13 protein-coding genes are annotated in these 12,802 nt (G+C 69.9%); 3 read left to right on the forward strand and 10 right to left on the reverse strand.

The genetic code is table 11. From position 1 onward, the window contains the following. Positions 1 to 32 precede the first annotated feature (32 nt). From FFT10_RS19255 to FFT10_RS19270, 4 genes are all read right to left on the reverse strand, one after another. Positions 33 to 809: an SDR family oxidoreductase gene (locus FFT10_RS19255; protein ID WP_137734492.1), complete on the reverse strand. Its 777-nt coding sequence runs from the start codon at positions 807 to 809 to the stop codon at positions 33 to 35. Next, positions 806 to 1,552, reverse strand: a complete 747-nt coding sequence (gene lptC / locus FFT10_RS19260; RefSeq protein ID WP_137734493.1) for an LPS export ABC transporter periplasmic protein LptC — start codon at positions 1,550 to 1,552, stop codon at positions 806 to 808. The genes FFT10_RS19255 and lptC overlap by 4 nt, the downstream gene beginning before the upstream one ends. A gap of 66 nt (positions 1,553 to 1,618) precedes the next feature. Then, entirely contained in the window at positions 1,619 to 2,188 is a 570-nt protein-coding gene (locus FFT10_RS19265; protein WP_228027189.1) for a KdsC family phosphatase, read from the reverse strand. Then, entirely contained in the window at positions 2,185 to 3,186 is a 1,002-nt protein-coding gene (locus FFT10_RS19270) for a KpsF/GutQ family sugar-phosphate isomerase (RefSeq protein WP_228027190.1), read from the reverse strand. Before FFT10_RS19270 ends, FFT10_RS19265 begins: the two co-directional genes overlap by 4 nt. A gap of 88 nt (positions 3,187 to 3,274) precedes the next feature. On the opposite strand from FFT10_RS19270, the gene FFT10_RS19275 reads away from it, so the two are divergent. Further along, complete coding sequence (locus FFT10_RS19275; protein WP_137734494.1) at positions 3,275 to 5,272, forward strand: cation:proton antiporter domain-containing protein; 1,998 nt, start codon at positions 3,275 to 3,277, stop codon at positions 5,270 to 5,272. A 2-nt stretch (positions 5,273 to 5,274) separates the two neighbouring features. Further along, on the forward strand, positions 5,275 to 5,841 hold the full coding sequence (locus tag FFT10_RS19280) for an adenine phosphoribosyltransferase (RefSeq protein ID WP_137734495.1): 567 nt from the start codon (positions 5,275 to 5,277) through the stop codon (positions 5,839 to 5,841). On the opposite strand, the gene FFT10_RS19285 is transcribed toward FFT10_RS19280, so the two are convergent. From FFT10_RS19285 to rpmH, 6 genes are all read right to left on the reverse strand, one after another. Then, on the reverse strand, positions 5,797 to 6,630 hold the full coding sequence (locus FFT10_RS19285; protein WP_162520849.1) for a CPBP family intramembrane glutamic endopeptidase: 834 nt from the start codon (positions 6,628 to 6,630) through the stop codon (positions 5,797 to 5,799). The two genes, FFT10_RS19280 and FFT10_RS19285, sit on opposite strands and share 45 nt — an antisense overlap. A gap of 19 nt (positions 6,631 to 6,649) precedes the next feature. Further along, entirely contained in the window at positions 6,650 to 8,074 is a 1,425-nt protein-coding gene (gene mnmE, locus FFT10_RS19290) for a tRNA uridine-5-carboxymethylaminomethyl(34) synthesis GTPase MnmE (protein WP_228027191.1), read from the reverse strand. A gap of 255 nt (positions 8,075 to 8,329) precedes the next feature. Next, positions 8,330 to 10,012, reverse strand: coding sequence for a membrane protein insertase YidC (yidC, locus tag FFT10_RS19295; RefSeq protein ID WP_137734498.1), 1,683 nt, complete (start codon positions 10,010 to 10,012; stop codon positions 8,330 to 8,332). Continuing rightward, on the reverse strand, positions 10,009 to 10,302 hold the full coding sequence (gene yidD / locus FFT10_RS19300) for a membrane protein insertion efficiency factor YidD (protein ID WP_137734570.1): 294 nt from the start codon (positions 10,300 to 10,302) through the stop codon (positions 10,009 to 10,011). Before yidD ends, yidC begins: the two co-directional genes overlap by 4 nt. Positions 10,303 to 10,318: 16 nt before the next feature. Continuing rightward, positions 10,319 to 10,795, reverse strand: a complete 477-nt coding sequence (locus FFT10_RS19305; RefSeq protein WP_137734499.1) for a ribonuclease P protein component — start codon at positions 10,793 to 10,795, stop codon at positions 10,319 to 10,321. Positions 10,796 to 10,846: 51 nt separating this feature from the next. Continuing rightward, positions 10,847 to 10,984 (reverse strand): 50S ribosomal protein L34, encoded by a 138-nt coding sequence (gene rpmH / locus FFT10_RS19310; protein WP_137734500.1) that lies wholly within the window; start codon positions 10,982 to 10,984, stop codon positions 10,847 to 10,849. Positions 10,985 to 11,289: 305 nt separating this feature from the next. Here rpmH and dnaA point away from each other — a divergent pair, with 305 nt between their 5' ends. Further along, the gene (gene dnaA / locus FFT10_RS19315; RefSeq protein WP_137734501.1) at positions 11,290 to 12,738 is read left to right on the forward strand and encodes a chromosomal replication initiator protein DnaA; all 1,449 of its coding nucleotides are present in this window, start codon (positions 11,290 to 11,292) and stop codon (positions 12,736 to 12,738) included. Positions 12,739 to 12,802: the final 64 nt, after the last annotated feature.

Below are 12,802 nucleotides of genomic sequence, written 5' to 3' on the forward strand. Positions count from 1 at the left end.
GCACCTCGCGGTGCCCTTTTTTCATGCCGGCGTCATTCGTTCTGGCGCCGCTTGCGCGGTCGGCCGGCCAGCACGCGGTCGTACAGCCAGCCGGGCAACAAACGCAGCAGGCCCGCCACCACGCCCATCTGCCAGGGGATGAAGCGCGTGCGCACGCCGGCGCCGATGTGGCTGTAGGCGCGGTCGGCAAACGCCTCGGGCGCCATCAGGAACGGCATGCGGTAGCGGTTGCGCTGGGTCAGCGGCGTGTCGATGTAGCCCGGCGCGATGGTGACCACCTGCACGCCGTGCGGCCGGCATTCGCCGCGCAGGCTCTCGCAGTAGGCGAACACCGCCGCCTTGCTGGCGCAATAGGCGCCGTGGCCGGGCAGGCCGCGGATGCCGGCCACGCTGGCGATGCCCACCAGCTTGCCGCTGCCGCGCTGGCACATGGCCGCGACGAAGGGCTGGAAAGTGGCCGCCATGCCCAGGTTGTTGGTCTCGAAGGTGGCGCGCATCACGTCCAGGTCGGCGAAGTCGGCGGTGTCCATGCCGATGCTGATGCCGGCATTGGCGATCACCACATCGGGCAGGCCGGCCTCGGCGATGCAGCGCCGTCCGGCGGCGGTGATGGCGTCGACATCCCGCACGTCGGCGGCCAGCACCAGCAGGTCGGCCGCCGGGATGCCTTGCGCGTCGGCCCATTGCTGCACCGCGTCGGCCCGGCGGGCCACCAGCGCCAGGCGCCAGCCGGCGCGGTGGTAGCGCAGGGCCAGCGCCTGGCCGATGCCGCTGGACGCGCCGGTGATGCAGACCAGCGGCCGGGTCATGGCTGGCGCCCGCTGGCCGGCGTCGCCGGGGGGCGTGCCCGGCCGCCGGGGGCCACGGTGGCGCGCACCGGGCCGTTCAAGGTGAGCTGACGCTGCAGGTTGTCGTAGTCCAGACCGCCGGCGCGGGCCAGGGTGCCGCCGTGCCGCACCTGCACCGGCAGGTGCGAGCGCAGCCGCTCGAAGCGCAGGAAGGCGTGCAGGAACTCGCCTTGCACCTCCAGTGTCTCGCCGCCGGGCAGCTGGCTGACCACCTGGGCGCCGCCCAGCAGCTGGATCTCGCTGCCGTCGCCGTTGGCCAGCGCATGGCGGGCGGTGGCGTTGGTGCTGCGGCCGTCGGGGCCGGTGGCCAGGATGCGCACGCCGTCGATCTCGAGCCGGTCCGTGGCGGGAAAGTGGCGCAGCGTGTCACCGGCGATGCGCAGCGACACCTGGCCGTCGGGCGCGAAGCGGGTGATGGCGAAGCCGGTCATGGTGTAGTCGGGCGTCTGGCGGGGCGGGGCGTCGGGCCGGGCGCCGGGCGCCTGCGGCGTGTTGCGCACCAGCCACCAGGTGCCCGCGGCCAGCAGGGCCATCAGCATCAGCGGCAGGTAGGACGACAGCGCCTGCTGCAGCCGGTAGCGCCAGGGCAGCGCCGGCCGTGCCGGGCGGCCAGCGGCCGGCGGCTCGGTGCCGGCCAGCGTCGGCAGGCCCAGCTGCACCGACACCTCGGGCAGATCGGGCAGGTGCAGCTCGGGGCGGTTCATGCCAGCCCCTCGTCCGACGCGTGCGCCGGCCGATCCGTCCCGGGGATCGCCGGTGCGGCGGCCAGGTCAGCGCCCATCCAGCGTGCCCTGGTGGGCGGCCAGCAGTTCACCGTAGCGGCCGCTGGCGGCCAGCAGCAGATCGCAGAACTCGCGCGCGGCACCTTCGCCGCCGCGGGCGGCGGTGACATGGTGGGCCAGCGCCCGCGCCTCGGCATGGCCATTGGCCGGTGCGCAGGCGAAGCCGGCACGGGCCAGCAGCGGCAGGTCGGGCCAGTCGTCGCCGATCACCGCCACCTGCGGCCAGGCCAGGCCGCGCGCAGCCAGCAGGCCCTCGGCCACGGCCAGCTTGTCGGCCACGCCGTAGTGGGCATCGGCCAGGCCGAGGTCGGCCATGCGCCGGCGCACCGCCGGCGAATCCCGGCCGGTGATGACGATGGGCAGGATGCCGACCCGGGCCAGCAGCTTCAGGCCATGGCCGTCGAGCACATGGAAGGCCTTGAACACCTCGCCGGCCTCGCCGATGTACAGCCGGCCGTCGGTGAGCACGCCGTCGACATCAAAGATCGCCGCACGCATGCCCAGGCTGCCGCCCTGGGCGCGCAGCAGCAACTCGGGCGGGAACTGGAGCGCGCTCAAACCACTTTCGCCCGCATCAGGTCGCCGATGGTCAGCAGGCCGACGAGCCGCTGATCGGCATCCAGCACCGCCACCGAGGTGATGCGGTGCTGCTCCATCAGCTCGGCGCCCTCGACGGCCAGCGCATCGGCGGCCACGGTCTTGGGGCGCGGGTGCAGCACCGCGCCGGCGGTCAGCGTGCGCAGATCGGCGCCGCGTTCCACCTGGCGGCGCAGGTCGCCATCGGTGAAGATGCCCTGCAGCCGACCGTCGCCATCGACCACCAGCGCCGCGCCCAGGCCCTTGGCCGACATGGTGCGCATCATGTCGATCACCGGGGTGGTGGCCTGCACCAGCGGCAGCGCATCGCCCTGCACCATCAGGTCGGACACCAGCACCAGCAGCTTGCGGCCCAGCGCGCCACCGGGGTGCGAGCGGGCGAAGTCCTCGGCCTTGAAGCCGCGGGCATCGAGCAGGGCCACGGCCAGGGCATCGCCCAGGGCCATCTGCGCGGTGGTGCTGGCGGTGGGCGCCAGGTTGAGCGGGCAGGCTTCCTGGTCGACAGCGCAGCTCAGTACCTGGTCAGCATGGCGGGCCAGGGTGGAATCGGGCTTGCCGGTCATCGCCACCAGGGTGGTGCCCAGGCGGCGCAGGGCGGGCAGCACGGCGGCCAGCTCGTCGCTTTCGCCGCTGTTCGAGATGGCCAGCACCACATCACCGGGCTGCACCATGCCCAGGTCACCGTGGCTGGCCTCGGCCGGGTGCACGAAGAACGCGGGCGTGCCGGTGGAGGCCAGGGTGGCGGCGATCTTGCGGCCCACATGGCCGCTCTTGCCCATGCCCATCACGATGACGCGGCCGCGGCAGGCCAGCATGGCCGACACCGCGGCAGCAAAGCCATCGCCCTGGCGCGCGGCCAGGCCCAGCAGGGCGCGGGCCTCGATCTCGAAGGTCTGCGCCGCCAATTGCAGGGCGCGCTGCGCCTGGGCGCTGGCAGAGGGGGCGGGTGGGAGGCTCACGTGGATCCGGTGGGCCAGCCGCCGTGGCAGGGGGCTGGCTTACGATGAAGGACTCTGAAATCGATTCTAGGCGCCCACCCCGGACGGCATGGCCACCACCCTCGAACTCGTCTTGCTCTATCTCGTGGCTGCAGTGCTGGGCGTGGTGGGCTGCCGGCTGCTGAAGCTGCCGCCGATGCTGGGCTACCTGGCCGTGGGTGTGCTGATCGGCCCCAATGCGCTGGCGCTGGCCAAGGACACGGCGGGCGTGAAGTACCTGGCCGAGTTCGGCGTGGTCTTCCTGATGTTCGTGATCGGGCTGGAGTTCAACCTGCCCAAGCTGCGCAGCATGCGCACCCTGGTGTTCGGGCTGGGGCTCTCCCAGGTGGTGCTGACGGTGCTGGGCGCGGTGGCCGGCAATGCCCTGCTGGCGCTGGGCTACCACTGGCTGGGCGGGCGCTGGCAACTGGGCTGGCAGGGCGCCATCGTGCTGGGCTCGGCGATGGCGATGTCGTCGACCGCCATCGTCGTCAAGCTGATGGCCGAGCGGCTGGAGATGGAGAGCGAACACGGCCGCCGGGTGATGGGCGTGCTGCTGTTCCAGGACCTGGCGGTGGTGCCGCTGCTGGTGCTGATCCCCGCGCTGGGCAGCAGCGGCGAGGACATGGTCCGCGCCCTGGGCCTGGCCATGCTGAAGGCCACGGTGCTGCTGGCCCTGCTGCTGGTGGGCGGCCAGCGGGTGATGCGCTGGTGGCTGACCCTGGTGGCGCGGCGCAAGAGCGAAGAGCTCTTCGTGCTGAACCTGCTGCTGATCACCCTGGGCCTGGCCTGGCTGACCGAGCATGCCGGCCTGAGCCTGGCGCTGGGCGCCTTCGTCGCCGGCATGCTGGTGGCCGAGACCGAGTTCAAGCACCAGGTGGAGACCGACATCCGGCCCTTCCACGATGTGCTGCTGGGCCTGTTCTTCATCACCATCGGCATGAAGCTGGACTGGCGGCCGGTGATCGACCAGTGGGGCCTGGTGCTGCTGCTGAGCGTGGTGCCGCTGCTGGTCAAGGGCGCGCTGGTAGCGGCGCTGGCCTGGCTGTTCCGCGCCTCGCCGGGCGTGGCCATCCGCACCGGCCTGTACCTGGCGCAGGCCGGCGAGTTCGGCTTCGTGCTGCTGACCCTGGGCGCCGAGCGCGGCCTGGTGCAGCCGCAGTGGGTCAGCCCGGTGCTGGCCTGCATGGTGCTGTCGATGCTGGCCACGCCGTTCATCGTGATGCACAGCAACTGGGTGGTGATGAAGCTGTCGTCCAGCGAGTGGCTGATGCAGTCGGTGCAGCTGACCACCATCGCCAAGAAGTCGATCAAGACCGAGGCCCACGTGATCATCGCCGGCTACGGCCGCAGCGGGCAGAACCTGGCGCGGCTGCTGACGCAGGAAGCCATCCCCTACATGGCGCTGGACCTGGACCCCGACCGGGTGCGCCAGGCCGCCGCTGCCGGCCAGAGCGTGGTGTTCGGCGATGCCGCCCGGCTGCCCAGCCTGATGGCCGCCGGCCTGGCGCGGGCCAGCGCGGTGGTGGTGAGCTACCACGACACGCCGTCGGCGCTGAAGATCCTGCAGCTGGTGCGTGAACATGCGCCCAAGGTGCCGGTGATCGTGCGCACCATCGACGACACCGACCTGGAACGCCTGCGCGATGCCGGCGCCACCGAGGTGGTGCCCGAGGCCATCGAGGGCAGCCTGATGCTGGCCGCCCAGGCCCTGGCCCTGGTGGGCGTGCCGATGCAGCGGGTGATCCGCATCACCCGCGACGCGCGCGACAAGCGCTACCACCTGCTGCGCGGCTACTTCCACGGCGCCGACGACGACACCGCCGACGACCGCCACCAGGCCCGGCTGAACACCGTGCCGCTGCCGGTGGCCGCGGCCTGCGTGGGCCAGCCGCTGGGCGACCAGGCGCTGCATGCCATCGGCGTGCAGGTGGTCAGCGTGCGCCAGGCCAGCGGCCGGGTGGTGGACGCCAGCGACGGCCTGGTGCTGGCCGCCGGTGACACACTGGTGCTGTCCGGCCTGCCCGAGCCGCTGTCGCTGGCCGAAGCCAAGCTGCTGAAAGGATGACCATGACCACGACATCTGCCAGCCCGCTGGCCCTGCACACCGACTACATCCGTGACCACATCCGCACCGTGCCCGACTGGCCGGCGCCGGGCGTGCAGTTCCGCGACATCACGCCGCTGCTGCAGAACCCCAAGGTCTTCCGGGTGCTGATCGACGAGTTCGTGCACCGCTACTTCGACGTGCGGCCGCAGGCCATCGCCGGGCTGGATGCGCGCGGCTTCATCATCGGATCGGTGCTGGCCTACGAACTCAACATCGGCTTCGTGCCGATCCGCAAGAAGGGCAAGCTGCCCTTCACCACCGTGGCCGAAAGCTACGAGCTGGAGTACGGCAGCGCCACGGTGGAGTTGCACACCGACGCGGTGCAGGCGGGCGACCGGGTGGTGCTGATCGACGACCTGATCGCCACCGGCGGCACCATGATGGCCGGCAAGCGCCTGCTGGAGAAGCTGGGCGCCACGGTGATCGAGGGCGCGGCCATCGTCGACCTGCCCGAGCTCGGCGGCTCGGCCCGGCTGCGTGAATCAGGGCTGCCGCTGTTCACGCTGGTGGACTTCGCCGGGCATTGACCGGCCGGCCGCTGCGCCCAGGCGCAGGCCACGCTGGCGGCGCACCACGGCCACTGCGCAGGCGATGGCCAGCGGGTAGACCGCGATGGCCACCAGGTTGGGATCGCTGCCGGTGGCCCGCGGCAGGAACAGCGATGTGTCCCAGAAGCCGTGCAGGAACATCGGCAGCAGCAAGGTGCCCGACAACCGCCGCGCGGCGTACAGCAGCGAGCCGAACAGGAAGGTCATCACCAGCTGGCCCAGCATGGCCAGCACCGGCTCGCCGAACAGCGCGTTGGGCACATGCAGGGCCGAGAACAGCAGCGTGGACATCAGCCAGGCGTGGATTTCGGTGTGGCGCGCACGAAGGCCCACCAGCAGGGCGCCGCGGGTGATCATCTCCTCGCCAAAGCCGACGCCGATGCCGCCGAGCACGCACCACAGCACCAGCGCGGGTGTGGCACTCTCGCGGCGCATCAGCAGGAAGGAACTGGCGGCGATGCCGAACATCAACGCCGGGCCCAGCCAGGCCCAGGCCGGGCCGCTGCGCTGGTGATCGAACAGCGTGATGCGCCACCAGCCGAACACGCTGAGCATCACCACCAGGAAGGCACTGCCGAACAGCGTGGGCAGGGCGTAGTGCAGCCGCGCGCTGTCGGCAGTCTGGCCGATCGTCATGTAGTCGACGCGGTTGACGACCCATGTGACGTAGAACAGGACCAGGTAGCCGGCGTACAGCACGAGCGCGGCACCGACCGAGGGCTGCACACGCGGCGATCGCACGGCCTGGGGCGATGGCGTCTCGGTCATCGCCGGTCCAATCTCGTCGTCACTTGCCGATGCAGAAGCCGGCGAAGATCTCGCCCAGCAGGTCATCGGCGGTGAAGGTGCCAGTGATCTCGCTGAGCGCGTCATGCGCCAGCCGCAGTTCCTCGGCAAACAGGTCCAGCGCGGCATCACCCGCTGCGGCCTGCTCACGGGCGGCCTGCAGGTGGGTGCCGCAGCGCTGCAGCGCCAGCACATGGCGCTTGCGGGCGATGTAGACGCCTTCGGTCGCCGCCTGCCAGCCGGCGCGCTGCAGCAGCGCCTGGCGCAGCGCATCCAGCCCATCACCGGTGCGGGCCGACAGTCCGAGGGCGCCGGCCGGCAGGTCGGGCGACAAGCCGGGCGGCAGGCTGTCGGTCTTGTTGTGCACCTGCAGGATGCGGCTGGGTGCCACGCTGGCCAGGCGTGCAGCAATCGTTGCATCGGCCGCCTGGTAGGCCGGATCGGCCAGGCGGGTGATGTCGTGCAGGAAGATCACCGCATCGGCCTCGGCAATCGCCGCCCAGCTGCGGCCGATGCCGATGCGTTCCACCTCGTCGCTGGCCTGGTGTTCATCGCGCAGGCCGGCGGTGTCGGTGATGTGCAGCGGCACGCCCTCGATCTGGATGGTCTGGCTGACCTTGTCGCGGGTGGTGCCGGGGATGGCGGTGACGATGGCCAGCTCGGCACCGGCCAGGGCATTGAGCAGGCTGCTCTTGCCGACGTTGGGCTGGCCGGCCAGCACCACCTGCAGGCCTTCGTTCAGCAGCGCGCCCTGGCGGGCGCGGGCCACCACCGCGGCCAGGCCGGTGTCGATGGCGGCCAGCTGGCCCATGGCATCGGCCTGCTGCAGGAAATCGATCTCTTCCTCGGGGAAATCCAGCGTGGCCTCCACCAGCATGCGCAGCCGCACGATGCGCTGGCGCAGCGCTTCGATCTCCTGCGAGAACGCGCCGCTGAGCGAGCGGCCGGCCGAGCGGGCTGCGGCCTCGGTGCTGGCGGCGATCAGGTCGGCCACCGCCTCGGCCTGGGCCAGGTCGAGCTTGTCGTTGAGGAAGGCGCGCTGGGTGAATTCACCCGGCTGGGCCAGGCGCAGTCGCGGTGCGGTGGCGGCGCCGGTGGCCGGATCGGCCTCTGCGGCCGCCTGCAGGCAGCGCGCCAGCAGCAGCTGCAGCACCACCGGACCGCCATGGGCCTGCAGTTCCAGCACGTCTTCGCCGGTGTAGCTGTGCGGCGCGGGAAACCACAGCGCCAGGCCCTGGTCGATGGCTTGGCCCTCAGCGTCGCGGAAGGGCCCGTACACCGCCTGCCGCGGCGGCAGCGTGCGGCCGCACAGGACCTGCGCCAGCGCGGCCAGGCCATGGCCGGAGACACGCACGATGCCCACCGCACCCCGCCCCGGGGCGGTGGCGATGGCGGCGATCGGGTCTGTCAGGTGGGTGGGCTGCACGCTGCAGATTGTGGTGCAGCGTGTGGGCCAGGCAAATGGCGCGGGGTGGAACGCCGGGCCGCCCGCGTGTGCGCCCCGATGCACGTTCCAGGGCCGGTGCCGGGCGGCACCGGGTGGACCCCGCATTGACCGTTGGAGGCGGTGGCATGCACCGCATCCGTCAGGCCATCATCGGCGCATCGCCGCAGCCGTGGAACCCCTGGGCAGGGGAGGTACCGGCAGCGTCTGTGCAGCCCGTCACGCCAAAGGCGACGGCTACTTGTTCAGACCGAGCTGGCGGTTGATGAACCACTGCTGCGCAATGCCCAGCACGTTGTTCGTCAGCCAGTACAGCACCAGGCCGGCCGGGAAGAAGAAGAACATCACGCTGAAGATCAACGGCATGAACCACATCAGCTTGGCCTGCACCGGATCGGGCGGCGTCGGGTTCAGCCAGGTCTGGAACATGGTGCTGGCCGTCATCAGCAGCGGCAGGATGAAGAACGGGTCCTTGGTCGACAGGTCGGTGATCCAGCCGATCCACGGCGCGCCGCGCATCTCCACGCTCGACAGCAGCACCCAGTACAGCGCGATGAAGAACGGCATCTGCACGAAGATCGGCAGGCAGCCACCCAGCGGGTTGATCTTCTCCTCGCGGTAGATGCGCATCATCTCCTGCTGCATCTGCTGCGGCTTGTCCTTGTACCGCTCGCGCATGTCCATGATCTTGGGGTTGATGGCCTTCATCTTGCCCATGGACTTGTAGGCGTGGGCGTTGAGCCAGTAGAAGGCAATCTTCAGCAGCACCACCAGGGCGACGATGGCCCAGCCCCAGTTGCCCAGCATCTGGTGCAGCTTGTCGAGCAGCCAGAACAGCGGCTTGCTCAGGATGGTGAGCCAGCCGTAGTCCTTCACCAGCTCCAGCCCGGGCGCCATGGCCTCGAGCTTCTTCTCTTCCTGCGGGCCGGCAAACAGCGTGGCCACATGCTCCTTGGTGGCGCCCGGGGCCACCTCGCCCAGCGGCACCACCATGGCGATGGAGTAGAAGTTGTTGCTCACCTTCGCGGTGCGGAACTCGCGCTGCGCCTGGTCAGGCAGCAGCCAGGCGCTGGCGAAGTAGTGCTGCACCATGCCCACCCAGCCGTTGTTGGCGGTCTTGTCGTGGTCGGTGTTGCCCTTCTCGATGTCCTTGAACTCGATCTTCTTGAACTTGCTGGCGTCGGTGTACATCGCCGGGCCGGTGAAGGTGAAGTAGAAGCTCGATTCACCGGCGGGCGGGTTGCCGTCGCGCGCCAGCTGCAGGTACAGCTGCGGGCTGACGGCCGCAGCGGCGGTGTTCTTCACCGCATGCTTCACCGCAACCGGGTATTCGCCGCGCTTGAAGGTGTAGGTCTTGACCAGCTGCACGCCACCGATGTCGGGCGATTCGAAGCTGATGCTCAGTTCCTTCTGGCCATCGGCCAGCGTGCGCTCGCCAGGCAGGGCGCGCATCACGGTGAAGTGGTTGGGCAGGCTGATGCCGGGCTGGGTGGTGACCAGGCCGGTCTGCGCCAGGTAGACACGCTGGGCACTCTGGTCGAACAGCACCACGTTCTGCTTGGGATCGACGGCGTCGTCGTACTTCAGCAGTTCCAGACGCACCAGGTCACCGCCCTTGGTGTCGAAGGTGGCCTTGACCACATCGGTGGTGATGGTGACCTTCTCGCTGGCCACCGGCACCGCCGCCGCGGCGGTGGGCGTGGCCGCGGTGCCCGCCGGTGCCGGCGTGGCGCCGGCCACCGTGGCTGCTGCCGGCACGCCGGCTGCCGATGCGGGTGCCGGGCCCGAGGCCGCCACCGGCTTGGGTGCGGCGGGCGCAAACATCGACGGATGGCCGTTGTGCGTGTTCCACGCATCCCAGAGCATCACCAGCGAAACGGAGAACACGATCCAGAGGATGGAACGGCGGATGTCGGTCATGGACGGGTCTTCGAAGAAAGCAAACGGGTGAACAGGGGCGGGGGCGTGTCGGGCACGGGATCGCAGCCGCCATCACACCAGGGATGGCAGCGCAGGATGCGGCGCACGGCCAGGTAACTGCCGGCCGCCGCGCCATGCTGCTGCAGCGCACCCAGCGCATAGGCGGAGCAGGTGGGCTCGAAGCGGCAGACATTGCCCAGCCAGGGCTTGAGCAGCAGACGGTAGCCGCGCACCAGGCCCATCAGTGCCAGGCGCGGCCAGTGGCCGGGGGACGACCCGGTGGGCGGCATCTGCACGGCCTGCCGATCAGCGCCGCGGTGCAGCGGCGCGCTGCAGCAGCAAGTGCAGTTCGTCCCGCGCAGCCTGCAGCAGCGGAACCGAGCCAGGGCTGGTGAAGACCTGGCGGTCGAACGGGGCCTTCAGGCGCAACACCCACAGACCGGCGGGCAGGGCAGCGCCTGCGCTGGCCATGACGGCGCGCATCTGGCGCTTGATCAGGTTGCGGGTGACCGCGCGGCGGGCGTGCTTCTTGGGCACGACCAAGCCCAGCCACTGGCCCTGGGGGGCTGGCTCCGGCGCCGCTGCCGGCAGATCATCCACAGCTGGTGGGCAACTGGGTGCATCACCTGTGGATAACTCTGTTGAAATCACCTGGCGCTGCGGCTTGGCGGGCACGCTGGGGCACGCCGGCACATGGTGTGCGGCGAAGTGCGTGCTTCGCGAACGGGGCGGCATGGCCAGCACACGCTGGAAGTCGGCCGATCGCAGGATGCGCCCGACCATGGCTGGTGTGCGTTGCCTGGTGGTGCGACAGGGTTGCCGCAGCAGCCGGGATCAGACCTGCGACAGGCGCTTGCGGCCCTTGGCCCGGCGTGCGGCGATGACGGCGCGGCCGCCGCGGGTCTTCATGCGGACGAGGAAGCCGTGCGTGCGGGCGCGGCGCGTCTTGGAAGGCTGGTAGGTGCGCTTCATGGTGATTTCCTTCAGGGGCCCCCATGGCGATCGAACGCCGGGCGCAGGCTGCACCTGGCGGATGCCGGATGCTCGGGTTGGGGGTCGCGCCGCTGGCCGCCGAAGGTTTCAGCAGCCCGCCAGCACGCACCTGCGCGTTGGGGAAACCCATGATTAGAGCAAAAAGCCCCTTTGCGGTCAAACACTTGCACCACAAACCGTGGCTTGCAGGCCGGGTTGACGTGGCGCCATGAACTGTGGATAACCATGGCTTGCCGGGCCCGGCGGGCCTACAATGCGGCCGCTCTCAGAAGAACTTGTCCACAATGAGCCCAGACCTGTGGCAGCGGGGTTGCGATCAACTCGCCACCGAACTGTCCGAACAGCAATACAACACCTGGATCCGCGCGCTGCCGCCAGCCGACATCAACGATGACGGCCAGGGCGGCGCGGTTGCGCAGGTGCGTGTGCCCAACCGCTTCAAGCTGGACTGGATCCGCTCGCAGTACGCGCACCGCATCGAGAACATCCTGACCGAGCTGGCCGGCTGCCCGGTGCGGCTGGAACTGGCCCTGGCCGCGCGTGAGGCACCGCCCGCGCGCCCGCTGGCGGCCAACGGCCCGGTGCGCGCTGCGGCACTGCTCAACGGCCAGGCGCTGGCGCCGTCCACCAGCGTGCGCCCGGCATCCCCGGCACCGGCCGATGGCGGCACGCCGCGCCCCGCCGGCCCGCTGCACCTGCCGCCGGCAGCCAACAGCCACAAGCTGAACACCGCGCTCACCTTCGACACCCTGGTGGCCGGCCGCGCCAACCAGATGGCCCGCACCGCAGCGCTGCATGTGGCGGGCGCGCCGGGCGTCATGTACAACCCGCTGTTCATCTACGGCGGCGTGGGCCTGGGCAAGACCCACCTGATCCATGCCGTGGGCAACGCGCTGCTGCGTGACAAGCCCGACGCCCGCGTGCTGTACCTGCATGCCGAGCAGTTCATCAGCGACGTCGTCAAGAACTACCAGCGCAAGACCTTCGACGAGCTGAAGGCCAAGTACCACAGCCTTGATCTGCTGCTGATCGACGATGTGCAGTTCTTTGCCGGCAAGGACCGCACCCAGGAGGAGTTCTTCAACGCCTTCGAGGCGCTGCTGGCCAAGCGGGCGCACATCATCATGACCAGTGACACCTACCCCAAGGGCCTGGTCGACATCGATGAACGCCTGACCAGCCGCTTCGACGCCGGCTTGACCGTCGCCATCGAGCCGCCCGAGCTGGAGATGCGGGTGGCCATCCTGATCCGCAAGGCGCTGGCCGAAGGCACCGAGATGCCCGAGGACGTGGCCTTCTTCGTGGCCAAGAACGTGCGCGCCAACGTGCGCGAACTGGAAGGCGCGCTGCGCAAGGTGCTGGCCTACAGCCGCTTCAGCCACAAGGACATCAACATCGGCCTGGCGCGCGAGGCGCTGAAAGACCTGCTGAGCATCCAGAACCGGCAGATCTCGGTGGAGAACATCCAGAAGACGGTGGCCGACTTCTACAAGATCAAGATCGCCGACATGTACAGCAAGAAGCGGCCGGCCAGCATCGCCAAGCCGCGGCAGATTGCGATGTACCTGGCCAAGGAAATGACGCAGAAGAGCCTGCCCGAGATCGGCGAGCTGTTCGGCGGACGCGACCACACCACGGTGCTGCATGCGGTGCGCAAGATCGGCGGCGACCGGCAGAAGGACAGCGAACTGAACCAGCAACTGCATGTGCTGGAACAGACGCTGAAGGGGTGAAGGCGGCCGATGCTGTCAAGGCACAGGTGTGTGGACAAGTCTCGAACAACCCGGCACCTGTCCA

Origin of the sequence: Pseudaquabacterium pictum (genome assembly GCF_005403045.1) — a bacterium.
Lineage (GTDB): Bacteria > Pseudomonadota > Gammaproteobacteria > Burkholderiales > Burkholderiaceae_C > Pseudaquabacterium > Pseudaquabacterium pictum.